Raw genomic sequence first — 23,086 nt, 5'->3', positions numbered from 1 at the left:
ACCCGTCCTTTGCGGCGTGTCGCGCTATCCGCCGTGCGTGACGCCGCGACACGCCGCAAACAGCTCGGGTGACCGGTGGGGATCCGTCAGCGGCGGCGGACGGCGACCACGGCGACGTCGTCGTGGATCTCCGGCGGGGCCAGCTCGACGAGCAGTCGCTGGCAGAACCGGTCCAGGTCGTCGTCCACCCGGGCGGCGCAGGCGGCGAGCGCGGCCAGCCCCTCGTCGATGGTGGCGTCGCGCCGCTCGATCAGCCCGTCCGTGTAGAGCACCAGGGTCGACCCGGCCGGCAGGGTGAACTCCAGGTCCTCGGGACGCTCGGCGCGCACCCCGAGCAGCGGCGCGGGCTGCTGGACGAACTCCACCCGGCCGCCGCCGCTGACCAGCGCCGGCAGGTGACCCGCGCTGGCCATCCGGATCCGGCCGGTCGGCGGGTGCAGCAGCAGCAGGCAGAGGGTGGCCAGCTCGTTGCGCAGCAGCGTACGCATCAGCTCGTTGAGCCGGTGCAGGATCACCCCGGGCTGGTGGCCCTCCACCGCGTACGCCCGCACCGCGTGCCGCAGCTCGGCCATCACGGTCGCCGCGTGCAGCGAGTGGCCGGCCACGTCCCCGATCGCCACCAGCAGGTGCCCGTCGAGCATCACCAGCTCGTAGAAGTCCCCGCCCACCTCGGTCTGGGCGCTGGCCGGCTCGTACCGGACGGCCAGGTCGAGGCCGGCGACCTCGGGCAGCCGCCGGGGCAGCAGGCTGCGCTGGAGGGTGACCGCGATCCGGTGCTCCTCGTCGAAGGAGCGCTGCGCCTCCACGGCCGAGGCCACCGCCTGGGCGAGCTGCACCAGCACCGGCGTGCGGGCGGTCTGGGTCGCCGTCGGCACCACCACGTAGAGCGGGGCACGGTCGTCGCGCAGCCGGGCCGCCGCCACGGTCACCGTGTCCTCCGCCGGCCACGACGCCAGCGCCCACTGCGCCGGGTCCTCGATCCGTACCGTGGCGCCCTTCGGCACGCCCGTGTCGTCGACCACCCACGGCACGATCGCCGGGGCGGCGCCCGGCGCGGTGACCACACCGGCCAGGCAATCCCCGTCGAAGGTCTCGGCGACCACCGCCGCCGGGCTCCGGAATATCTGCGCCGCACCGGCCGCCGCCACTTCCAGCAGGCGGGCGAAGTTCGGGGCGGCGTGCACCGCGACCGTGGTGTCGGCCAGCCCGGTCAGCCGCTCGGCGAGCAGCTCGGCCCGCTGCCGCGCCTGGTAGTAGCGCAGCACCGCGTGCGTGGTGGCGACCAGTTCCTCCGGCTCGATCGGCTCCGCCAGGTACGCGTCCGCGCCCCGGGTCAGGCCCTGGGTGCGGTCCACCGTGTCGACGGCGTGCGCGGACACGTGGATCACCGGCAGCGCCGGATGGTCCGCCTTGATCCGCTCGCAGACCTCGAAGCCGCTCAGGTCGGGCAGCCGTACGTCGAGCACCACCAGGTCGATCGTCGGGTCCGCCCCGACCCGCTCCAACGCCTCCGTGCCGGACTCCGCCTCACGGACGGCGAAGCCGGCCCGGGTCAGCCAGCTCACCAACAGGTAGCGCTTGGTGCGACTGTCGTCGACCACCAGCACGGTCGCCTGGTCGCCGACCACGGTCACCCCCCGTCCGCCGGCAGGACGACCGTGAAGGTGCTGCCCCGGCCGGGCTCGCTGGTCAGTTCCAGGGTGCCGCCGAGGAGCGTCACCAACCGTCGGGCGTACGGCAGGCCGAGGCCGGTGCCGCCGATCCGGGTGGTCCCCGGCGCCTGGTAGAACTCCTCGAAGATCCGCTCGTGCAGCCCGGCGGGGATGCCCACGCCGGTGTCGGAGACCGAGAGCCGCCACCGGTCCCCGTCCCGCTCCGCGCGCATCCGCACCTCACCCCGCTCGGTGAACTTCAGCGCATTGTGCAGCAGGTTGCGCAGCACCTGCGACAGCAACACCTCGTCCGAGCGGAGCACCGCCGGCGCGGGCGGGTCCTCCACCACCAGCTCCACGGTCGACCGGCCGGTCAGCGCCCGCAACGTGCCGCGCAGCTGCCCGAAGACCGCCCGCAGGTCGACGTCCGCCCACTCCGGCTCGATCCGCCCGGACTCCGCCTTGGCGAGGTCGAGCAGGTCGTTCACCAGCGAGAGCAGGTCCGCCGCGGAGGAGCGGATCAGCTCCACCTGCTCGGCCTGCTCGGCGGTGAGCGGGTCGGAGGCGGAGTCGGTGAGCAGCCGCCCCAGCCCGATGATCGCGGTCACCGGGGCGCGCAGCTCGTGGCTGACGTTGGCCAGGAACCGGCTCTTCGACTCGCTCGCCGCCCGCAGCTGGGCCGACTTCTCCTCCAGCTCGGCGTAGAGCGCCACCACGCCCCGGTTGGTCTCCTCCAGCTCCTCGGAGAGCTGGGTGTAGAGCGCCATCACGCCCCGGTTGGTCTCCTCCAGCTCCGCGTTGAGCACGGCCAGCTCGTCGCGTTGGCTGCGTACCTCGTCCAGCGCGGCGATGAGCTGCCCGTTCTGGGTGGCGAGCTCGTCCAGGGCGGTGGCCGGGGCGGTGTGCCCGAGCTCGGCGCGGAGCTCGGCCAGCCGCGCGGCGGTCAGCGCCTGTGCGGTGGCCGGGACACGTCGGGACATCCTCACGACCGTATCGCCCTCCGGGTGGGCCACGCCGAGGGTGTCCACCAGACGCGCCACCGCGCCGGACTGCGGCTCGTACCGGTCGCCGGGCAGCGGACGCACCGGGGTCAGGTCGATCCGCAGGGCGGGACGACCGTCCGGGCGATCCGCCACGAAGAAGGCGACGTCCGCCCCCTCCGCGGTACGCAGCAGGTCCCGGGCGACCTCGCTGAGCGCGGTGGCGACCCGGATCTGGTCCTGGTGCTCCAGCCCGACGGCGTCGGCGACCTCCCGGCCCCGCTGCCGGACGATGAAGATGTCCTGTTCCACCCGGAGCGCCATCCGCAGGAGCGGCTCGGGCCGGTTCACGCCGGCCTCCTCGCCACCAGCACGCACGCGTCGTCCCGGCGGATGCCGGCGTCGCGCAGCAGGGCGGCGGCCACCACCAGCGGCGACCGGCCGGTCAGCCCCGGATAGTCCTCGATCCGCCAACGGTCGACCACCCCGTCACTGTGCATGACCAGGGTCGCGCCCGCCGGGAACGGGTAGTCGTACTCCCGGATCACCGGCCGTTGGTGACCGGCGATGCCGGGCAGCGAGACCAGCCCCTTCCGGCCGCCGTCCGGGCCGAGGACGACACCGACGACGTTGCCGACCCCGGCGTAGCGCAGCAGGCCGGCCGACGGGTCCAGCTCGGCCACGGCCAGCGCCGCGCCCCGGGTGTGCGCCATCGACCGGTGCAGGTGCTGGACCACCGTGGCGGGTGGGGCGGCCGGCGCGGAGCGGAACGCGGCCAGCGCGGCCTCGGCGGCGACGCCGGCGAGCGGTCCGTGCCCGAGGCCGTCGCAGACCAGCACCTGGTGCCGCCCCTCGGCCACCCGCACCGCGTACCCGTCGCCACTGACCTGTTCCCCGGTGATCGGCCGGGTCAGCCCGGCCGCCCAGACCGACGGGGTGGGCACCCCCTTCGGCCACACCTGCACCATCGTGACGGTGCCCTTGCCCACCCGCGACCAGGAGTCGAACCAGCTCGCCTGCCGGGCGATCGCGCCCAGCCCGATGCCGAGGGTGCCGGTGGTGGAGTGGCCGTCGCGGGAGGAGACGGTCAGGTCGGCCATGCCGGGGCCGGAGTCGACGGCGACCAGCTCGACGCCGGCCTCGCCCTCCCCCCGCACCGGGCGCAGCAGCAGGACGCCCTCCTGGGCGTGCTTGACCAGGTTGCTGGTGAGTTCGGCGGTGACGATGGCCAGCTCGGCGACGCGGTTCCCATCGAGACCGAGCTGGACGCCGAGTCGCTCGGCGGCCCGGCGGACGGCGCTGGCCGCGCTGCTGGACTCGACGCGGAACCAGGCGCCGTCGATGGGAACGGTCTCGGCGCTCACCGGGACCACTTGGTCACCGTGATGCGGGTGCCCTCTCCCACGGCGGTCCGGATGTCGAACTCGTCCACCAGCCGCCGGGCGCCGCTGAGGCCGAGCCCGAGGCCGCCGCCGGTCGTGTAGCCGTCGGTGAGCGCGAGGTCGAGGTCGGGGATCCCCGGGCCGGAGTCGGCGAAGACGATCCGTACGCCACGACGGCGCCCGTCCTCGACGACGGTGACCTCGGCGTTGCCGCCCCCGCCGTAGATCAGGGTGTTGCGGGCCAGCTCGCTGGCGGCGGTGACCAGCTTGGTCTGGTCCACCAGGGAGAGCTTCACCGCCACGGCCACGGTACGCACCAGCTGACGGACCCGGACGACGTCCTCGTCGCTGCCGATCGCCTGCGCCTTGGGGCCCAGGTCGACGCCCGCGGTCATGCGGATGTCGCCGCCGATCCGGACTCCACGTCCTCGGCCTCGTCGAGGCCGAAGTCGTCCTCGCGGGTCGCCGCGATCAACTCCATGCCGCGCTCGACGTTCAGCGCGGTGCGGATGCCGTTGAGCGACAGGCCCAGCTCGACCAGGGTGATGGCGACCGCCGGCCGCATCCCGACGACCACCGTCTCGGCGTCGAGCACCTTGGAGATCGAGGCGATGGTGGAGAGCATCCGCCCGACGAAGGAGTCGACGATGTCCAGCGCGGTGATGTCGATGATGACGCCGTGCGCGCCGGTCGCCACGATCCGCTCGGCGAGGTCCTCCTGGAGGGTGACCGCCGTCTGGTCGGACATGTCGATCTGGATGGACACCAGCAGGATGTCGCCGATCTTGAGGACCGGCACCCGCTCCATCACGCCTCCCGGCGTGCGTGGCGGCGGGCGGTCTCGACTCCGGTGAGGCGCAGCACGTGGCGCAGCGCGTCGGCCAGGCTGGCCTTGGTGGCGATGTCGCCGAACTCGATGCCGAGGGCGACGATCGTCTGCGCGATCTGCGGCCGGATGCCGGAGATGATGCAGTCGGCGCCCATCAGCCGGGCGGCCACCACGGTCTTGAGGATGTGCTGGGCGACCTGGGTGTCCACCGCGGGCACACCGGTGATGTCGATGATCGCGTAGGGCGAGCCGGTGTCGACCAGGGTCTGCAGCAGCCGCTCCATCACCACCTGGGCGCGCGCCGAGTCGAGCGTGCCGACCAGCGGCACGGCCACCACGCCGTCCCAGATCTTCACCACCGGGGTGGAGAGTTCGAGCAGCTGCTCGGCCTGGTCGGCGATCAGCCCCTCGCGCGTCTGCACGTAGGTCTCGAAGGTGAACAGGCCCATCTGGTCGATCAGGGCGTTGAAGGCGATGACGTCGCGCAGTTCCACGTCGCCGGCCTCGGTGAGTTCGACGAGCACGTCCTTGAGGGCGTAGATGCTGATCGCGGTCTCGGTGGCGGAGAAGCCCTGCCGGGCCCGACCACGCGAGAGCTCGGCGAGCACGGCCCGCACCTCGGCGGCACGCTCGGAATGGACGTCGGTCAGCCCCTCGGCGCCGGCGTCGATCATGCTACGGTGCAGCTCCTGCACCTGAAGGCGCAGCTCCGCGTGGCTGAGCCGGCCGCGCAGCGACGCCGCGACGACCTCCGTCCAGCGCTGGACGACACGCTCGGCGTGCTCGGCCAGCAGGCCGGCGAGCCGGCCACTCTCCTCGATGGTCAGGGCCATGATCCCTCCTCTGAGCTGGACGGGCGGACTCTATCACCGGGACCTGGCGACTTACTTGCCACGAGGCAAAGGAATGATCAGGCCCACCGGATGCCGCTCCCGTTCTGCGTACGACCCCGATCGTGGGATACCGTTCCACCGATAACAGGAGGTCCGAATGTCCTTGACGGTGCACACGGAACAGCGCGGCGACGTCGTCGTCGTGTCGGTCGCGGGCGAGCTCGACATGGCGACCGCACCGCAGCTGCAGGACCAGATCACCGACCTGCTCGACAAGGGCCGCAGCCGCCTCGTCTTCGACCTCGCGAACGTGTCGTTCTGCGACTCGACCGGCCTGTCGGTCTTCGTCCGCGCCAAGAACAGCTGCGACGAGGCCGGCGGCGTGGTGCGGCTGGCCGCTCCGCAGCGCGGGGTGCTGCGCATCCTGGAGGTCAGCGGTCTGGTCGAGGTGCTGCACACCTACCCGACGGTCGAGCAGGCCGTCGCGGGTGACCCCACCCCGGCCTCCTCCTGACCTTCCCCCTCAGCGCTCGTCCTCGATGAATCGGGGGCGAGCGATCACCATGCCCGCGGTCGTCTGTACGGCGAGCGCGCCGAGCAGGAAGCCGATCGGGGCGGTCCACCCGCCGGTGGCCTCGTAGAGGATGCCGACCAGCAGCGGGCCGAGCGCGGCGATCACGTACCCGGTGCTCTGCGCGAAGGCCGACAGGGCGACGGTGCCCTCGGCGGTGCGGGCCCGCAGGCCGATGGTGGTCAGGATCAGCGGGAAGGCGCCCTGGCCGAGGGCGAGCAGCAGCACCCACAGCGGCGCGAGCCCGTGCGGCGCGAGGGCCAGGCCGAGGTAGGCGGCCGTGGAGAAGGCGGTCAGCGAGAGCACCAGCGGGAGCAGGGTGCGCAGCCGGCCGGCCAGCGTCGGCATCAGCAGCGCGACCGGCACGCCGAGCGCGGTGACCCCGGCCAGCAGCAGCCCGGCGGTCTCGGCCCGGTAGCCGGCGTCGCGGAAGAGCTGCGCCAGCCAACCCATGATCGCGTACCCGCTGAGCGACTGCGCCCCGAAGTAGACCGCCATCGCCCAGCCGAGCCGGGTGCGCTCCGGTCGGATCCGCACCCGGGGCGCGGGGGCCGCCGTCGTGGTCGCGGCCCGTCGGGCGGCACGCGCCCGCAGCGCCAGCGGCACCCACGGCAGTACGGCCACCGCCGCCAGCGCGGCCCAGACGCCCAGCCCGGCCCGCCAGGAGCCGAAGGCGTGGGCGACCGGCACCGCCGAGGCGGCGGCCACCGTCGTGCCGACGGTCAGGGCCATCGTGTACGCCCCGGTGACCAGCCCGGTGCGGTGCGGGAAGTGCTGCTTGACCAGCATCGGCAGCAGGATGTTCGCCACCGCGATGCCGGCCAGGGCGAGGGCGCTGGTGAGCACGAAGACCGCCGCCGAGTCGGTGACCACCCGGAGCACCTGGCCCACCGTGAGGGCGAGCATCGCGAGGATCAGCACCCGGGCGGCCGGCCAGCGGCGGACCAGCCAGGGGGTGAGCGCGCCGAGCGCGGCGAAGGCGATGGTGGGCAGCGTGGTGACGAAGCCGGCCATCGTGCCGGAGAGCGCCAGCCCGGTGCGCACCTCGTCGAGGAGGGCGCCGAGGCTGGTGACGGCGGCGCGCAGGTTGAGCGCGACCAGCAGCATCCCGACCAGCACCAGCAGCCCGCCGGTGACCGGGCCGGAGGTGGTCGCCGGGGCGGCCGTCGGCGCGGGTCCGGGGGTGACGCCGGCGGTCGGCGCGACCGCGACGGCGTCGGTACGGGCGTCGGCGGGCGCCTCGGCGCAGGCGGTGGGTGGCGGGGTCATGACCTCGAACCTACAATCATGGGATGAATTTCGGCAGGAGGTGTAACCGGTGACACCCGCCGTCGATTCCGTCGCCGTGCCCCCGCGCGGGCACCGGGTACGACAGACCATCGCGCAGCTCCGGGCCCGCATCCTCGGCGGCGAGTGGCCGGTCGGCGGGCGGATCCCGACCGAGCCGCAACTGGTCGCCGCGCTCGGGGTGGGACGGAACACGGTCCGCGAGGCGGTCCGGGCGCTGGTGCACGCCGGGGTGCTGGAGTGCCGGCAGGGCTCCGGGACGTACGTGGTGTCGACCGACGAGCTGGCCCCGGTGGTGGCCCGCCGGCTCACCGACGACCGGATGACCGAGGTGGTCGAGGTCCGACGCGCCTTCGAGGTCGAGGCGGCCCGGCTGGCCGCGCTGCGGCGTACCCCCGAGGACCTGGCGGCGCTCGACGGCGCGCTCGCCGACCGGGAGGCCGCCTGGCGCTTGGGCCGGGTCGCCGACTTCGTGGAGGCCGACGCCGCGCTGCACACGGCGGTGGTCGCCGCCGCCCACAACGGCATGCTCGCCGAGCTCTACGCCTCGGTCGGCGCGGCCCTGCGCAGCACGGTGGCCCAGGCGATGGGCGACACGCTGGAGCCGGAACGGTACGTCGACCACGGTCGGCTCGTCGAGGCGATCCGGGCCGGCGACCCGGCGCGGGCGGCGATCGAGGCCGGTGCTTTTCTGGAGCCGCCCTCGGGGGCATAGGTTGTCCCGGACGCAGAATCGAACAGCACGGGAGTGCGGATGTTCAAGGGCTTCAAAGAGTTCATCATGCGCGGCAACGTCGTCGACCTGGCGGTCGGTGTCGTCATCGGCGCCGCGTTCACCGGCGTGGTCACCCAGTTGACCAAGTCTTTCCTGGAACCGCTGATCCGGGTGTTCGTGCTGCTGATCACCGGCAGCGACAAGGGCCTGGCGGGCACCGCCCCGACCTTCCGGGGCATCGCCTTCGACTGGATCGCCTTCGTCAACGCCCTGATCACCTTCCTGCTCACCGCGGCGGCGCTCTACTTCCTGGTCGTCTTCCCGATGAACAAGCTCGCCGAGCGCCGCAAGCGCGGCGAGGAGCCGCCGCCGAAGGCCCCCAGCGAGGAGGTGCGGCTGCTCACCGAGATCCGCGACGCGCTGGTCGCGGCCGGGCACACCACCCCGGGGCAGCAGCGCGGCGCGCTCGACGACGTGCTGGGTCGGCGTACGGAGCCGCCGGCGCCGCGCTGACGCGACGTATCGCACATCGGCCCCTGTGGGAATCCCACAGGGGCCGCTCCGTGTCGTACACATGTTCGATAGAGTCCCGCCATGGAACAGCGCAGGCACTGGTGGAACGGTAAGTGGGGGCGGCTGGCCCGGCGGGACGTCTTCCTCCGGGTGGACGGCGACCGCTGGCACGTCGAGCAGCGGGCCGGTGGCGCGGAGGGGGTCTCCCAGTTCTATGAGTACGCCAGCGCCGAGGAGGCCGAGGAGACCGTACGGGCGCTGCTGGAGGGCACGGACGCCTGGCGTGAGCTCTCCCCCCGCCCGCCCAGCGCCTGGGCCCCGCCGACCGCCCCCTGACCGCTCGCGGCCCGGCGGAGCGCGTACAGCGCGGGCGGGGTGCGTTTAGCGCGGGGCGGGGCCGGGAACCGCGCGGACATGGAGCAGCAGGGCAGCGGAGAGCAGACGGTCATCTCGCGGGTCACCACGGGCATGCGGGTGGTCGACGCCGAGGGCGTCGACGTCGGCACCGTCGACCTGGTGCAGCGCGGCGACCCCAACGCGGTGACCGTGCAGGCGCCGACCGCCGACCCGGGCAGCAGCCTGGACGAGCTGATCGAGGCGGCGGCGGTCGAGGAGCCCGAGGTCCCCGCCGACCTGGCCGCCCGCCTGCTGCGCACCGGCTACCTGAAGGTCTCGACCGAGCTGGCCCGCACCGGCGCGGTCTACGTGCTGGCCGACCAGATCGCCACGGTCGCCGACGGCCGGGTACGCCTCGACGTCCCCGCCGGCGACCTGCCGCCGGAGGAGTGACCCGCGCCGGGATGCCCTCGGCCGGGTCCGCCGGGTCCGCCCCGCCTGCCTGTCGGACGCCACGGACCTGATCGCACGGAGCAGGCTCCAGCCCTGTTCAGGAAGCAGGCGATGACCCGGGCGGCTTCCCGGTCGGATCGTGGCCCGCCGTCAGCGCCGGGTGACCTGCGCCGCCCGGCCGTCGTCGCGCCACCGCGCGTCCCCGCCCTCGGCGTCCGGCGACACCGCCGCCGCGCCGTCACGCGGCACCGCCGCCACGTCGTCCTGCGGCACCGCCGCCACGCCCGCGCCCGGCACCGCCGCCACGTCGTCCTGCACCGTCGCGTCACGCGGCACCGCCGCACCGTCCGGCGGCACCGGCGCCACGCCCTCGTGCGGCGCCGTCCCCGCACGGTCGTGCGGCAGCGCGCCGCCGGCCGCGACCGTTCCGTCGCCGGCCGCACCGGCGACGGCCCCGGTCCCCGGCGTACGGCGGGCACGGAACAGCAGCAGCATCAGCCAGCCGGCGAGCAGGCCCCAGAACGCGCCGCCCACCCCGAACAGGCTCACCCCGGAAGCGGTGACCACGAACGTCACCACGGCGGCCTCCCGCCCCTCCGGTTCGGCGACCGCCGAGGAGACCGCGGTCGCCAGGGCGCCGAGCAGCGCCAGCCCGGCCACCGCCTCGATCAGCACCGGCGGGGAGAGCAGCACCAGGGCGGTCGCCACCCCCGCGCCGAGGCCGAGCAGCGCCAGCCCCACCCCGGCGGTGACCGAGGCGATCCAGCGGCGGTCCGGGTCCGGGTGCGCGTCCGGCCCGGCGGCGAGGGCGGCGGTGATCGCGGCGAGGTTGACCGCGTGCCCGCCGACCGGCGCGCCCAGCGCGCTGCCCAGCCCGGTCACCCGCAGCGCCGACCCGAGCGGCGGCCGGTATCCGTAGCCGCGCAGCACGGCCGTGCCGGGGACGTTCTGGGCGGCCATGGTGACCAGGAAGAGCGGCAGCGCCAGACCGACCACCGCGGGCACGGTGAAGGTCGGCGGGGTCAGCTCGACCACCGGCCGCAGACCGCCCACGCTCCCGCCCGACGTGGTCACCGCGATCGCCGCCACCGCCACGACCAGCGCCGCCGGCACCGCCCACCGCCGGGCGAACCGGTGCAGCACCAGCCAGGTGACGATCACCGGTACGGCCAGCCGGGGCACCTCGACCAGCGCCCGCACCGGGGCGGTGCACAACGGCAGCAGCACCCCGGCCAGCATCGCCGCGGCCACCGGGCCGGGGATCGCGGCGACCGCCCTACCCAGCGCGGGAAAGAGCCCGGCGGCGACGATCAGCACCCCGCAGACCAGGAACGCGCCCACCGCGGCGGGCCAGCCACCGGGAACCGGACCGGTCGCCACCAGCAGCGCGGCGCCGGGGGTGGACCAGGCGACGGCGATCGGCATCCGGTGCCGCAGCCCCAGCCAGAGGGCGCAGAGCCCGGAGGCGACGCTCACCGCGAGCAGCCCGGAGGCGGCCTGCGCCTCGTCGGCGCCGACCGCGCGCAGCCCGGCGAGCACCACGGTGAACGAACTGGCGAAGCCGACCAGGGCGGTCACCACGCCGGCCAGCACCGGTTGCAGTCGTTCCGCCACCGCGCACCCCCCGTCGTCGCCGGTCACCCTAACCAGCGCGTCCCGGGGGTCGCGTCGCGCGTCGCTCCGCAGCCCACGGGGCGGTACCGGGCCCGCGGGGCGGCCGATCGGGACCCGGCGTCCCGCCGGTCGGGAACATTTCTCCCACTCCACCCACCGGGGCGGTAGAGACGCCGGCCGGGTCTTTCCGGCAAGCTTGTCGCATGACGCTGATCCTCCGCTCGGCCATCCTCAACGACGTCGGCCTGGTCCGCACCAACAACGAGGACTCCGCCCTCGCCGGTGAGCGCCTCGTGGCGGTGGCGGACGGCATGGGCGGACTCCCCGCCGGCGAGGTGGCCAGCGAGATCGTCATCCGGATCCTGGACGAACTGGTCCCGCCGACCGTCCCCGACGAGGCCGCCGAGGCGCTGCGCGCCGTCGTCGCCACCGCCAACCAGCGCATCCGCGCCGCGATCTCCGCCGATCCCGCCCGCGACGGCATGGGTACGACGCTGACCGCCGGCCTGCTCGCCGGCGACGCCCTGGTCCTCGCCCAGGTCGGCGACTCCCGCTGTTACCTGCTGCGCGACGGGGAGCTGACCCAGCTCACCCGGGACGACACCTTCGTCCAGGCGCTCGTCGACCAGGGGGCGCTCTCCCCCGACCAGGCCCGGCACCACCCGCAGCGGTCCCTGGTGACCCGGGCCGTGCAGGGCGCGGACGCAGCCCCGGCGATCGGGGTGCTGACCGTGTTCGTCGGCGACCGGCTGCTGCTGTGCAGCGACGGGCTCTCCGACTACGTGGAGGACACCGCCATCCAGGCGGCGCTGACCACGTACGCCGACCGGCAGCAGTGCGGCGAGCAGTTGGTGAAGCTGGCCCACCAGGCCGGCGCGCCGGACAACGTCACCGTGGTCGTCTCCGACCTGGTCGAGGTCTGAGCCCGGGCAACCGGGTTGCGGCGCAGCGCCGGCCGGGTTGGGATGGACGGGTGCCCATCCGCCGGCTGGCCGCCGAAGAACGCCTGACCACCAGTTTCCCGCTCCAGGCGTACGCCTTCGAGGCGTCGCCGCTGACCGGGGAGCGGGTGGAGGCGTTCCACCGGTACCTGCCGTACAACAAGGGCAACCGGACGCTGGTCGTCGAGGAGGGCGGGGAGACCCGGGCGGCGGCCAGCGCGATCCCGATGCGGCAGAACCTGCGCGGGCGGGTGCTGCCGATGGCCGGGGTGGCCGGGGTGGCGACCCATCCGCTGGCCCGCCGGCAGGGGCACGTCCGGGCGCTGCTGCACCAGCTCCTCGACGAGATGCGCGACGAGGGGCACCGGATCAGCGCGCTGTACCCGTTCCGGGCCGGCTTCTACGAACGGTTCGGCTACGTCGGGCTGCCCCGGGCGCGTACCGTCCGGTTCTCCCCGGCCGACCTGGGCCCGCTGCTGCGGGCGGACCTGCCGGGCGAGGTGACCTGGGAGCGGATCGGCGCCGGCTACGCCGGGTACCGGGCGTTCACCGAACGGTGCCTGTGGGAGCGGCACGGCTTCGCGATCTTCCCGGACTTCCGGGCGGTCGGGCTGCGCGACCGGGACGACCGCTGGCTGGTCACCGCCCGGATCGACGGCACGACCCTCGGCGTGCTCACCTACCGCATCGACGACCACGGCGGCGAGCTGCACGGCGACGACCTGCTGGTGGACGGCCCGTACGCGCGGGCGCTGCTGTTGCAGTTCCTCGCCCGGCACGTCGACCAGGTGGAGCGGATCAGCCTCCAGGTGCCCGCCGACGAGCTGCCCGAGCTGTGGCTGACCGACCTGGCCGTGCACGTGGAGGCGCGAGTGTCCCGCCCCGGCTCGCCCGCCCCGATGGCCCGGCTGCTCTCCGTGGACGCGCTCGCCGGCCTGCCGGCCGGTCCGGGCCGGGTGCGCGTGGAACTGGTCGACGACCGCTGGCTGGGCGGCACCCACCTGCTCGACGGCACCACCGGCCAGCTGGAGCTGACCTCCGGCGGGTCGGCGCCGTCGGCGACGCTCACCGCCGCCGGCCTCTCCGCCCTGGCGTACGGGGTGCTCGACCCGGCCGAGGTGGCGGTACGCGGGCTCGGCACGGTCGGCCCGGAGGCGGCGGCCGAGCTGCGGCGACTCTTCCCGCGCCAACTGCCGTACCTCTTCGCGGACTTCTGAGGCGTTTCCCCGCACCGGGCGCCGACTGCCCGGAGCGTGCGGTTCCGGTGCCGGCTTAGGTGCGGGTTAATCCTCGGCCGGGGATGCGGCGGGTCCGGTGAGCGGTCCCTAGCATCGGGCGGGTGCGCATGCCGTCCGCTGTGGTCCTGCTCGTCCTCGGTGTCGCCACCGCCGGTCTTCCGGCCTGCGGCGGTGAGCCCTCCGACGACGCCCGCTGGGCGACCCCCGTCGCCGCGCCGGCCAGTCCGGTGGCGTCGACCCCGGCGGCCGGCCGCACGCCGAGCAGGAGCCCGTCACCGAGCCCCACCAAAGCGGCACCGGCGTTCACGGCCGGCAACCCGGACGGCCGGGCGGCGGTCCCGGTCGAGGCGCGGGCGGTGGACACCTCCCGTCCGACCAGGACGGTCGGCACGGGCACCCCGGCGAGTTGCACCTCGGCGGCGGTGGTGAAGGCGGTGGCGGCCGGCGGGATCATCACGTTCGACTGCGGCCCCGCCCCGGTGACCATCCGGATGACGGCCACCGCGAAGGTCCGCAACCGGGTCGGTGGGCGGGTCGTGCTCGACGGCGGCGGCAAGGTCACCCTCTCCGGTGGCGGTGAGCGGCGGATCCTCTACATGAACACCTGCGACGGCGCGCAGGGCTGGACCACCTCGCACTGCCAGAACCAGGACCACCCCACGCTGACCGTGCAGAACCTGACCTTCGCCGACGGCGACTCCACCGGCGAGAAGGCCGAGGGCGGTGGCGGGGGCGCGATCTTCGTACGCGGTGGCCGGGTGAAGGTGGTCAACTCGCGGTTCACCGGCAACCGCTGCGACCGGACCGGGCAGGACCTGGGCGGCGGGGCGCTGCGGGTGCTCAGCCAGTACGACAACCGCCCGGTGTACGTGGTGGGCAGCACGTTCACCGGTGGCACCTGCGCCAACGGCGCGGCGCTGAGCAGCATCGGGGTCTCCTGGACGGTGCTGAACAGCGTCTTCACCGGCAACCGGGCGGTCGGCACCGGCGCCAACCCGGCCCGGCCGGGCACCCCCGGCGGCGGCAGCGGCGGCGCGATCTACTGCGACGGCAACGAGTTCGGCGTGCGGATCGCCGGCACGGTGATCCGCGACAACCGGGCGAACGAGGGCGGCGGCGCGATCTTCTTCGTCAGCAACGACCGCACCGGCACCCTGCGGATCGAGAACTCGACCCTGCGGCGCAACACGAGCGCGGGCTTCGAGACCAGGGGTATGCCCGGCATCTTCTTCCTCGGCGCCTCCGCCAAGACCACCTGACCCCACCGCCCGCGCCCGCCACACGCGACCCCGCCCTGTTGATCAAGAAGTTTTCGTCCGGAAATCGCCTTCCCGGGTACGCAAACTTCTTGATCAACCATCGTGCAGGTGGTGGTGGCCGGACGGGAGGGCGGTCAGTAGGGGTTGCCGGTGCCGGGGGTGCGGGCCTTGAGCAGGGCGGCGGGGCGGCCGGGGAGGTCGGGAGCCGCGCTCATCGGCGGCGAGTCGGTGCCGGCGCGCGCCGCCATGCCGGCGAAGAGTTCCTTGAGCGCGGTGACGGCGTCGGTGCGCGGGCGCCAGCCGAGTTCGGTCTCGGCACGCTCGCTGGACATCAGCGGGGCGTTCAACGCCAGGTCGACCCAGCCGGTGTCGACCGGTTGCAGGCGGGCGCGCCAGGTCAGCGCGGCGGCGGCGCGCAGCACCGGGACGGCCACCGGGACCGTCCAGCCCTTGAAGTGCCGGGCCACCAGATCCGGGGTCAGCACCGGGTCCGCGGCGACGTTGAAGGCGCCGCGCGCGTCACCCAGGACCGCCCGGGCGTACGCGTCGGCGACGTCGTCGGCGTGCACCGCCTGCATCCGCAGCCGCCGGTTGGCGGGTACCACCGGGATGCGCCCGAAGCGCAGCAGCCGCACCGGGGCGAGCGGGCCGAGGAAGTACCGGCTGATCTCGGTGCCCGCGTCACGCTGGAAGATCAGTCCGGGGCGCAGCCGGACCACCCGCAGCTCGGGACGCTCCGCTTCGAGGGTGTCGAGCATCGCCTCCACCTCGGCCTTGTCCCGGCTGTACGACGACCCGTCCACCCCGGTGGCGGGCCAGCGCTCACTGACCGGGTGGTCCTTCGGGCCGGGCGCGTACGTGCCGACCGACGAGGCGTACACCAGGGCGGGGACGCCGGCCGCGACGACGGCCGAGGTCACCGCGCGGCTGCCGCCGACGTTGGTCCGGTGCAGGGTGCGCTGGTCGTGGCTGGGCTGGATCTGCCAGGCCAGGTGCACGACCGCGTCGGCCCCGGCGAAGATCGCGGCGAGCTTCCCGGCGGCGTCCGGCGCCCCGACGTCGCAGGAGTGCCACCGCACCCCGTCGTACGGCTCACCGGCGTCCGGGCCGGGCAGCCGCCGGGCCACACCGTGCAGTTCCAGCCCCGACTCCCGACGCAACCGGCGCAGCAGCGCCGTCCCCACGTTGCCGCTGGCGCCCACGATCACGATCCGCATGCCGGCTGCGGTACCCGTTGAACCGGACTCCAACCCCCGGACCGCTCAGGGCCGCGGCGACTGCCGTACCCAGGACTTCTCCTGCCGGCGGCGGCCCTGGGTGGCGGCGAGGCAGCGCGGGCAGACGAACCCCACCGGATCGGCCTCGGTGAGCACGTCGGTGGAGGTGTAGTCGAACCGTACGTGCGGGAACCGGCGCAGCCGGGTACGGCTGAGTTGGAGGCCGCAGACGGTCGAGTTCCGGCCGGGCTGCCAGGCGTGCACCTCGCCACCCGGCTCCCGTACGCCGTCCGGCCCGGCTCCTCGCTCGACGCCGCGACGGCCGGGGTGCTGGTCATCCTCATCCCGTCACGGTTCCCCGCGCTCGGGTCCCCATGCCCCCGGGTCCGCGCCGTGATCGACTCCGCTCGCGGCGTGTCGCGGTGTCCGCGCGCCCCCGTTCACTGCATACGGAGTCGATCACGCCCGGTTCAGGACCGCCCGGACGCCAGCGCGGCGACCAGGCAGGCGAACGCGACGACGGTGGTGACCGTACGGGCCAGGTTCCACCGCGCCCAGCTCGCCTCGAAGCCGTCCCGCAGCGCCCGCAGGTCGGCGATGCGGTCCACCGGCCCGGCCGCGTCGAGCCGGTCATTGAGCGGCACGTTGCACCGCATGGTGATCAGCAGCGTGGCGCCGTACGACACCAGCGCCGCGACCGTCCAGGCCAGCACCCGGCCGTCGACCGTGACGTGCAGCGCCACCGCCAGACCGATCAGCAGCACCGCGCCGAGGAACGCCGCGAGGAACCAGCCGTTGAGGATCCGCCGGTTGATCGACTGCATGGTCCCGACGAACGTCCGGTCGTCGACCGCCGCCAGGCCCGGCACCACCGAGCAGGCGTACGCGAAGAAGAGCCCCGCCATGAGACCGGTGGCGACGGTGGCGGCGGCGAGGGAGAGGGTTCGCATGCCCTCCAGCTCACCCGTACGCGCCGCCGGCGGCCATGGCCGGGAGGCTCGGGTGCATGCGCGGGCGTCCAGGCGGGGCGCGATCGGCCGGAAGCCGGAAGGCCTACCCAGTCAAGGTCCGGTAGCCTGAGGGCCGACGGGCCGCTAGCTCAATGGCAGAGCTGTGGACTTTTAATCCATAGGTTCAGGGTTCGAGTCCCTGGCGGCCCACTCTTCCCCAGGTCAGCAGCCCTTCGCCCGTCTCTCATCGTGGTGCGCGTGCCCCTACGGCAGTAGCCGGCGCACGTGCATGTCGCCGCAGGCCCACCTGAAGTACAGGTTTCTGTGCTTGCCATGGAGGTCGTCGTGCGGACCGTGAACTTCACCCAGCTACGGCAGAACCTGGCCGCCGAACTCGACAGCGTCATCAACGACGCGGAGGAAGTGGTGATGACTCGATCCGGCCACGAGCCCGTGGTGATCGTGCCCCTTGCGGAGTACGAGTCGATGAAGGAGACCGAGTACCTGCTACGCAACCCGAGCAACGCCGCCGCCCTGCGCAGGTCGATGGCGGAGCTTGAGCAGGGCGATGCGGCCGAGCGGGATCTGATCGACCCGGCCACCGTGCGGGACGTCGCGTGAGGCTGGTCTTCACCGCGACGGCGTCCTCGACAGCCCCGGGGGGGGGAACCAACCAGGTTGGCAAAACTATAGGTATTGTAAACCGTCAATGCGGCTCCGGCAGCGGCGCCGGAGCCCGTGTCGACGGAGGTGGCACGTGTCTCCACGGACAAGCCCGGCGCGGCGCACGCTGGGCGTACTCTCGGCACTCGTCCTGGCGGTCGCGGCCGTCGGCCTGGTCGAGGCGCCCGCGAGTGCGAACACCAGGGTCTGCCATGCCGGTGACCTCGGCACCTACGGTCAGTGCGTGGCCGGCATGAACGCCAACGCCTACGACCAGATCGTGATCACCTCGATGATCCAGGTACCCGACGGCCACACCGGCGGCTACGCGATCAGCGGCGTCTCCGGCAAGCGGATCTCCGGCGCGGGTGACGGGGTGGGCTTCCACTACCAGGGCCGGCAGAGCACCTCGATCGTCAGCATCCACCACTCCCAGCACGTCGTGGTGGAGAACCTGCGCCTGTCCGGCTCGTTCGACGGCAGCGAGTCCTTCCGCTGCACCGACGGGTGCGGCGCGCCCGTCTTCGTGTTCGGTGAGAACGGCAGCACCCAACACATCACCTTCGACCGGGTGCACATCCGCAACGTGCGCGCCGACGCGGCGGTGGTGCTCGGCACCTGGCACCTGAACTGGTGGGGCTCGACCATCGAGAACGCCGGTGAGATGGGCCTGCACCTGGGCTACGACGAGCCGGTGCGGCACAACCGCTACGTCCGCGTCGAGTGGAACACCTTCCGCGACATCCGCGTCAACGCGCTCTGGCTCCAGGTGAGCGGGGCCGGTGGTCACTGGGACAACGGCGTGGCGAACAACTACTTCGAGCGCAACCACCGGGCCGGCATCTACTCCTGCGGCGGCCGGATCTGCGACGGCGGGCAGATCGTCATCGCGCCGGGCGCGAGCTGGCTCACCCTCTACAAGAACGTCGTCACCGACTCATCGTGCGGGGTCTGCGTCAACGGCGACGCCCACGGCATCGAGATGAACACGTTGACCGGCGTGAAGATCCTCGACAACCGGGTCAGCAACCACAGCGGCATCTCCATCTACGCCAACAGCAACTCCGTGCTGAACGACCTGGAGATCTCCTGGAACCAGCTCTTCGGCAACGACCGCAACGCTCCGCAGCTCGACCGGAGCGGTGTCCAGCGCAACAACGTGGTGGTCCAGGGCAACTCGGCCTGACCCGGGAGCAAGGGCGGGCGGCCGGACGGCGACGACCACGGGGGAGGAAAGCGTCCCCGCTTCGTCACCTGTCGGCCGCCGTCCGGCACTGGTTGGCTCATCGGTGACCGACCACCGGAGGGAGCAGGGGCTGACATGACGATCGTCTGCCGTCCCCTCACCGCCACCCACTCCGACCGGGACCTCAGCGTCCACGTCGTCAGTGGCAACGACCGCGGAGCGCGCCGGCCGGACGACACCACCCGCCCCGAAGGGTGAGGCGCACCGGCGACACGGCGTCGTCGCACGCGCACGTCACCGGCCGCCGCGACCGGGCGGACGGGTCGACCAGCAGGGTCTGCTGATCCCGGCTCCACGAACGGGTCCGCCCCGGTGTCCGGCAGGCACCACCGGGACACGGCATCCGTGCAACAACCCCGAAAGGAACACCAGAGTCATGAAATTCACGATGCGCAAGGCGCTCGGCGTGGCCGCGGCGGTCACCGCGCTCACCGTCGCCCTGCCCAGCCCGGCCATGGCGTCGGACTCGTACCACGAGATGAACACCGGCGACGCGGTCGGCGGCGGCTTCTTCGACTACAGCGGTGAGGCGACCTTCACCGAGCACGGCGACATCGTCAAGATCTGCGACACGGACGAAGACGGCCACGCGGTGAAGATGTGGGTCAAGCTCGACGGTCCGAAGGGGCCGACCCTGTACACCTTCACCCGGGGCGGGGAGGGCAACTGCGCCACCCGTCGGGCCAGCGACGGCGGTGTCTACAACCTGCCCGAGAACAGGTACATCGGCTTCCTCTTCTGCCGGATCAGGGACGGCCACGAGTCGGAGTGCGGGGGCTACCGCTTCTACAACGACCACTGACGGTCGGTGCGGGGGCGCCCCGGAGGGCGCCCCCGCACGGGGCACGAACGGCTGACGGCGATGTCGCGGGCCATCGGTAGCATTCAGCGGCGATGGTCCACAGCGAGCAGTCGGTCGAGCAGAGCCCGCACCCCGTACTCGGGGTGGACGGCTGCACCGATGCCGTCGAGGTCGGGCGGGGCGGCTTCGGCGTCGTCTACCGGGCCTGGCAGCCGACCTTCTCCCGCTGGGTGGCGGTCAAGGTGCTCGCCGCCGACTGGCACGGCCCGTCCCGCACCCGCTTCGAGCGGGAACTGCGGACGCTGGGTCGGCTCTCCGGCCATCCGCACATCGTCACCCTGCACCAGGCCGGTCGCACCGCCGCCGGCAATCCGTACCTGCTCATGGCGTACGAGGAGGGTGGCTCGCTCGGTGACCGGCTGCGCGGCGGGGCGGCCGGCGACTGGCGGGAGGCCGTCGCCGGTGGGATCAGCGTGGCCGGCGCGCTGGAGACCGCGCACCGGGCCGGTGTGCTGCACCGCGACGTGAAACCCGAGAACATCCTGATCTCCGGGTACGGCGAGCCGAAGCTGGCCGACTTCGGGCAGGCCCGCCCCTGTTCGGCGGACCGCACCGACCCCCGGGGCAGGATCACCGCCAGCGTGCTGCACGCCGCGCCGGAGGTGCTGCGCGGCGCGCCGGCCTCGGTCGCCGCGGACGTCTACGCGCTCGCCTCGACGGTGCTGCACTGGATCCACGGCACGCCCGCCTTCGCTCCCGCCGCCGGCGAGTCGCTGGAGTCGCTGCTGCGCCGCGTCGCCGTCGATCCGGTGCCGGACCTGCGCGCGGACGGCGTACCCGAGGGGGTGTGCGCGGCGCTGGAGCGGGCGATGGCCAAGGACCCGGCGCGGCGGCCCGCGACGGCCGCCGAGTTCGCCGACGAGCTGCGTGCGGCGCAGGCGGCGGCCGGGGTGCCGGTCACCCCGTTCGTCCTCGGCGGGGGCGACGCCGCCGGGCCGGCGGCGGACGAGCCGGGCGGCGCCGCCGCGTCGCTGTCGCTGACCGACCGCCGCCACGCCGCCCTGGCGCTGTCGGCCACCGTCGAGCGCCGGCCGCCCCGGGTACGCCCGCGCGCGCTGCTGCGCGCGTTCGGGCTGCTCACCGCGCTGGCGGCGGTGCTCGCCACCGGCTACTCCCAGGCCGTGCCGACGCCCGCCCCGGTGCAGTTGCCGGTCACCCTGGCCCTCGGCGAGCTGGAGCTCTACGCCGAGTCCGACGAGCAGGTGGTGTCGGTGCGCAACCGCGACGACCGGCCGGTCCGGGTGACCGGGGTGACGCTGAGCGGGCCGTCCCGGGCGGACCTGCGGATCGTCCGCGACGGATGCAGCCCCGGACCGGTGGGGCCGGGTGGCCGCTGCGAGGTGCGGCTGGTCGCCGTCCCGCGGTCCGCCGGCCCGATCCGGGCGTCGCTGGAGCTGACCGCTGCCGGCCGGCCGGTGTCGACGACCCTCACCGGCGTCGCCCAGCCGCGCCGGGCCAGTCGGGACGACGCCCCGCCCGGCCCCTGCTACGCCGACGCCTACCAGGTCGGCGCGTCCGCCTACGGGCACGCGGGCGGCCTGAAGGCGATCTCGGTCAAGCAGTACTGGTCGCCGAGCTGCCGGGCGACCATGGCGTACGTCTGGGTGTGGAAGCAGTACCGGGACAACGTCGCCGTCGACGGCGGCACCTGGACGGTCGACCTGGCGGTGCGGGCCGACCGGCCGGTGCTCCGCCAGCGCGCGGTCGGGCAGCCGTACGAGCTGTGGACCGAGCCGCACCGGTCGGCGGGCGGCTGCACCACCGCGTCGGCGACGGTGACCGCCGACCGGACGAAGGCGGCCACCTCGGCCACCACCGAGCCGTACTGCGACCGGTGATGGGGGGCTACTTCGAGGTCCACGGGGTGGGCGGCGTCCGGCTGGTGCCGCTGACCGCCGACGCGCTGACCATCGGCCGGGCCCCCGGCAACGAGGTGACCGTCGACAGCAAGCTGGTCTCCCGGCTGCACGCGCTCGTGGAACGCTTCCCGTCCGGCTGGACCATCCGTGACCTGGGCAGCACCAACGGCACCACGGTCAACGGCCTGCCGGTGCGCGAGGCGCGGCTGTTGCGGCACGGCGACCGGGTGGAGATCGGCCCGGCCCGGCTGGTGTTCCACGCGCCCCAGCTCACCGGCACCCGCACGGTCGGGGTGGAGCCACCGCCGCCGGCCCCGACGCTGACCCGGCGCGAGCAGGAGCTGATCGAGGTGCTCTGCCGCCCGTACGTCTCCGGTGGGACCGCCTTCCCGGAGCCGCCGACGGTCCGGGCGCTGGCCACCGCGCTCGGGGTCAGCGAGAGCGCGGTGAAGAAGCACCTGACCAACCTGTACGACAAGTTCGGGCTGGTCAGCAACGACGAGCGGCGGCGGTCCCGGCTGGCCGGCGAGGCGGTCCGCCGGGGTGCGACCGGGGCCTGACGTGCGCGTGCCCTCCGGGTCGCGCCCCACGCGGCCCGGAGGGCACACCCCCCTGTTTCCTCCTGCGCGTCGCGCCCCTGGTCGATCGGGGCCCGACGACGGTGACAGCGTGCAGCTGCGGGCACGCCAGGGCGACGAGGCCGGAGGACGAGGCCGACGACGCCCGACACGAATCACACCAGCTCGCCGCGCGTCCGGGCAGGTGTCGAAAAGGGGAGGTTTTCCGGCCCGCCGGATCAGCGGCGGACGCCGACCCCGCCGTAGCCGTGCGAGATGCGCTCCTGCGGCTCGCCGTCCGGCCGCCACTCCGCCACCGGGACCAGGCCCGGCTCGACCAGGTCGTACCCGTCGAGGAAGCGCAGCACGTCGGCGTGGGTGCGGGGCACCAGCGGGGCACTGCTGCGCCGGTAGACGGCCTGCCCCTGCTGCGCCGGCAGCGGCGGCGCGCCGTCCATGGTGAGGTGGGAGAGCACCAGTTGGCTGCCGGGGACGGTGGCGTCGCGCAGCCGGGCGACCGCGGCGTACGGGTCCTCGGCGTCGGTGACGAAGTGCAGCACCGCGACCAGCAGCACCGCCACCGGCCGGCCGAGGTCGACGGCGGCCCGCACGTCGGGGTGGGCCAGCAGCTCGTCGGGGCGGCGCAGGTCGGCGCGGACGACGACGGTGCGGTCGTCGGTCGGCAGCAGCCGCTTGGCGTACGCGACGGCGACCGGGTCGTGGTCGACGTAGACCACCCGCGAGTCGGGTGCGACCTGGCGGACGATCTCGTGCACGTTGCCCTGGGTGGGCAGCCCCGCGCCGATGTCGAGGAACTGGCGGATCCCCTGCTCGGCGGCGTGGCGCACGGCCCGGCGCAGGAAGTGGCGGTTGGCCTGGGCGGCGATGCCGGTGTCCGGGAAGATCTCCAGGATCTTCTCGGCGGCGGCCCGGTCGGCCGCGAAGTTGTGGCAGCCGCCCAGGAAGTAGTCGTACATCCGGGCCACGTTCGGCGCGTGCTCCGCATCGGTCGGCGCGGTCACCGGCACTCCCCTCCCTGTCGGTCGCGCCTGCATGTCTAGCACCCGCAGCGACGTTACGCTGACCCGTCGTGTCGGTGATCCGGCTGCGCGCCGGGCGCTCCGGCGGT

Annotated in this window: 26 protein-coding genes and 1 tRNA gene; 15 read left to right on the top strand and 12 right to left on the bottom strand. The window is 73.9% G+C overall.

Annotated features, from left to right (window positions below; translation table 11 throughout):
* Positions 1-86: 86 nt before the first annotated feature.
* From GA0070614_RS17330 to GA0070614_RS17305, 6 genes are read right to left on the bottom strand one after another with little or no spacing between them, the layout of a single operon-like run.
* The gene (locus tag GA0070614_RS17330) at positions 87-1,634 is read right to left on the bottom strand and encodes a SpoIIE family protein phosphatase (protein WP_088976937.1); all 1,548 of its coding nucleotides are present in this window, start codon (positions 1,632-1,634) and stop codon (positions 87-89) included.
* Positions 1,631-2,956, bottom strand: a complete 1,326-nt coding sequence (locus tag GA0070614_RS17325; protein WP_088979483.1) for an ATP-binding protein — start codon at positions 2,954-2,956, stop codon at positions 1,631-1,633. Before GA0070614_RS17325 ends, GA0070614_RS17330 begins: the two co-directional genes overlap by 4 nt.
* 23 nt (positions 2,957-2,979) lie before the next feature.
* Positions 2,980-3,996 (bottom strand): SpoIIE family protein phosphatase, encoded by a 1,017-nt coding sequence (locus GA0070614_RS17320; RefSeq protein WP_088979482.1) that lies wholly within the window; start codon positions 3,994-3,996, stop codon positions 2,980-2,982.
* On the bottom strand, positions 3,993-4,409 hold the full coding sequence (locus GA0070614_RS17315; RefSeq protein ID WP_088976936.1) for an ATP-binding protein: 417 nt from the start codon (positions 4,407-4,409) through the stop codon (positions 3,993-3,995). The genes GA0070614_RS17320 and GA0070614_RS17315 overlap by 4 nt, the downstream gene beginning before the upstream one ends.
* The gene (locus tag GA0070614_RS17310; protein ID WP_088976935.1) at positions 4,406-4,822 is read right to left on the bottom strand and encodes an STAS domain-containing protein; all 417 of its coding nucleotides are present in this window, start codon (positions 4,820-4,822) and stop codon (positions 4,406-4,408) included. Before GA0070614_RS17310 ends, GA0070614_RS17315 begins: the two co-directional genes overlap by 4 nt.
* Positions 4,822-5,676, bottom strand: coding sequence for an STAS domain-containing protein (locus tag GA0070614_RS17305; protein WP_088976934.1), 855 nt, complete (start codon positions 5,674-5,676; stop codon positions 4,822-4,824). The genes GA0070614_RS17310 and GA0070614_RS17305 overlap by 1 nt, the downstream gene beginning before the upstream one ends.
* 157 nt (positions 5,677-5,833) lie before the next feature.
* On the opposite strand from GA0070614_RS17305, the gene GA0070614_RS17300 reads away from it, so the two are divergent.
* Positions 5,834-6,190 carry an STAS domain-containing protein gene (locus GA0070614_RS17300; protein ID WP_088976933.1) on the top strand — a complete coding sequence of 119 codons (357 nt, stop codon included), beginning with the start codon at positions 5,834-5,836 and terminating at the stop codon, positions 6,188-6,190.
* Positions 6,191-6,199: 9 nt separating this feature from the next.
* Here GA0070614_RS17300 and GA0070614_RS17295 read toward each other — a convergent pair whose 3' ends face one another.
* Entirely contained in the window at positions 6,200-7,516 is a 1,317-nt protein-coding gene (locus GA0070614_RS17295; protein ID WP_088976932.1) for an MFS transporter, read from the bottom strand.
* 49 nt (positions 7,517-7,565) lie between these two features.
* Between GA0070614_RS17295 and GA0070614_RS17290 the strand changes: the two genes are divergently transcribed.
* The 4 genes from GA0070614_RS17290 (at position 7,566) to GA0070614_RS17275 (ending at position 9,551) form a co-directional block, all read left to right on the top strand.
* Positions 7,566-8,249: a FadR/GntR family transcriptional regulator gene (locus GA0070614_RS17290; RefSeq protein WP_088976931.1), complete on the top strand. Its 684-nt coding sequence runs from the start codon at positions 7,566-7,568 to the stop codon at positions 8,247-8,249.
* 39 nt (positions 8,250-8,288) lie between these two features.
* Positions 8,289-8,762, top strand: coding sequence for a large conductance mechanosensitive channel protein MscL (mscL, locus tag GA0070614_RS17285; RefSeq protein ID WP_088976930.1), 474 nt, complete (start codon positions 8,289-8,291; stop codon positions 8,760-8,762).
* 81 nt (positions 8,763-8,843) lie between these two features.
* On the top strand, positions 8,844-9,098 hold the full coding sequence (locus GA0070614_RS17280; protein ID WP_088976929.1) for a hypothetical protein: 255 nt from the start codon (positions 8,844-8,846) through the stop codon (positions 9,096-9,098).
* 78 nt (positions 9,099-9,176) lie between these two features.
* Complete coding sequence (locus GA0070614_RS17275; protein WP_088976928.1) at positions 9,177-9,551, top strand: hypothetical protein; 375 nt, start codon at positions 9,177-9,179, stop codon at positions 9,549-9,551.
* A gap of 150 nt (positions 9,552-9,701) precedes the next feature.
* Here the strand turns inward: GA0070614_RS17275 and GA0070614_RS17265 are convergent, their stop codons facing one another.
* Complete coding sequence (locus GA0070614_RS17265) at positions 9,702-11,165, bottom strand: benzoate/H(+) symporter BenE family transporter (protein WP_231933312.1); 1,464 nt, start codon at positions 11,163-11,165, stop codon at positions 9,702-9,704.
* Between the two features lie 203 nt (positions 11,166-11,368).
* On the opposite strand from GA0070614_RS17265, the gene GA0070614_RS17260 reads away from it, so the two are divergent.
* The 3 genes from GA0070614_RS17260 (at position 11,369) to GA0070614_RS17250 (ending at position 14,603) form a co-directional block, all read left to right on the top strand.
* Positions 11,369-12,088 carry a PP2C family protein-serine/threonine phosphatase gene (locus GA0070614_RS17260; RefSeq protein ID WP_088976927.1) on the top strand — a complete coding sequence of 240 codons (720 nt, stop codon included), beginning with the start codon at positions 11,369-11,371 and terminating at the stop codon, positions 12,086-12,088.
* Between the two features lie 50 nt (positions 12,089-12,138).
* A complete protein-coding gene (locus tag GA0070614_RS17255; protein WP_088976926.1) occupies positions 12,139-13,323 on the top strand; it encodes a GNAT family N-acetyltransferase in 1,185 nt (394 codons plus the stop codon).
* A gap of 128 nt (positions 13,324-13,451) precedes the next feature.
* A complete protein-coding gene (locus GA0070614_RS17250; protein ID WP_088976925.1) occupies positions 13,452-14,603 on the top strand; it encodes a hypothetical protein in 1,152 nt (383 codons plus the stop codon).
* A gap of 134 nt (positions 14,604-14,737) precedes the next feature.
* Here the strand turns inward: GA0070614_RS17250 and GA0070614_RS17245 are convergent, their stop codons facing one another.
* From GA0070614_RS17245 to GA0070614_RS17235, 3 genes are all read right to left on the bottom strand, one after another.
* On the bottom strand, positions 14,738-15,820 hold the full coding sequence (locus tag GA0070614_RS17245) for an NAD-dependent epimerase/dehydratase family protein (protein WP_088976924.1): 1,083 nt from the start codon (positions 15,818-15,820) through the stop codon (positions 14,738-14,740).
* Positions 15,821-15,865: 45 nt separating this feature from the next.
* Positions 15,866-16,084, bottom strand: a complete 219-nt coding sequence (locus GA0070614_RS17240; RefSeq protein WP_231933311.1) for a hypothetical protein — start codon at positions 16,082-16,084, stop codon at positions 15,866-15,868.
* 206 nt (positions 16,085-16,290) lie between these two features.
* Positions 16,291-16,770, bottom strand: a complete 480-nt coding sequence (locus GA0070614_RS17235) for an anthrone oxygenase family protein (RefSeq protein ID WP_088976923.1) — start codon at positions 16,768-16,770, stop codon at positions 16,291-16,293.
* 138 nt (positions 16,771-16,908) lie between these two features.
* Between GA0070614_RS17235 and GA0070614_RS17230 the strand changes: the two genes are divergently transcribed.
* The 7 genes from GA0070614_RS17230 (at position 16,909) to GA0070614_RS17205 (ending at position 21,960) form a co-directional block, all read left to right on the top strand.
* Positions 16,909-16,980, top strand: a tRNA-Lys gene (locus GA0070614_RS17230).
* Between the two features lie 135 nt (positions 16,981-17,115).
* On the top strand, positions 17,116-17,391 hold the full coding sequence (locus GA0070614_RS17225) for a type II toxin-antitoxin system Phd/YefM family antitoxin (RefSeq protein ID WP_172892455.1): 276 nt from the start codon (positions 17,116-17,118) through the stop codon (positions 17,389-17,391).
* A gap of 136 nt (positions 17,392-17,527) precedes the next feature.
* Complete coding sequence (locus GA0070614_RS17220) at positions 17,528-18,619, top strand: right-handed parallel beta-helix repeat-containing protein (protein ID WP_157745024.1); 1,092 nt, start codon at positions 17,528-17,530, stop codon at positions 18,617-18,619.
* A 135-nt stretch (positions 18,620-18,754) separates the two neighbouring features.
* Positions 18,755-18,877, top strand: a complete 123-nt coding sequence (locus GA0070614_RS31430; protein WP_269459449.1) for a hypothetical protein — start codon at positions 18,755-18,757, stop codon at positions 18,875-18,877.
* A 178-nt stretch (positions 18,878-19,055) separates the two neighbouring features.
* Positions 19,056-19,481, top strand: a complete 426-nt coding sequence (locus GA0070614_RS17215) for a hypothetical protein (protein WP_157745023.1) — start codon at positions 19,056-19,058, stop codon at positions 19,479-19,481.
* A gap of 92 nt (positions 19,482-19,573) precedes the next feature.
* Entirely contained in the window at positions 19,574-21,379 is a 1,806-nt protein-coding gene (locus GA0070614_RS17210) for a serine/threonine-protein kinase (protein ID WP_088976920.1), read from the top strand.
* Complete coding sequence (locus GA0070614_RS17205; protein WP_088979480.1) at positions 21,379-21,960, top strand: FHA domain-containing protein; 582 nt, start codon at positions 21,379-21,381, stop codon at positions 21,958-21,960. Before GA0070614_RS17210 ends, GA0070614_RS17205 begins: the two co-directional genes overlap by 1 nt.
* 236 nt (positions 21,961-22,196) lie before the next feature.
* On the opposite strand, the gene GA0070614_RS17200 is transcribed toward GA0070614_RS17205, so the two are convergent.
* Positions 22,197-23,012, bottom strand: coding sequence for an SAM-dependent methyltransferase (locus tag GA0070614_RS17200; protein WP_088976919.1), 816 nt, complete (start codon positions 23,010-23,012; stop codon positions 22,197-22,199).
* Positions 23,013-23,086: the final 74 nt, after the last annotated feature.

This window comes from Micromonospora coxensis (genome assembly GCF_900090295.1).
Classification (GTDB): Bacteria; Actinomycetota; Actinomycetes; order Mycobacteriales; family Micromonosporaceae; genus Micromonospora; species Micromonospora coxensis.
This window is presented reverse-complemented; position numbering and strand designations above follow the sequence as displayed.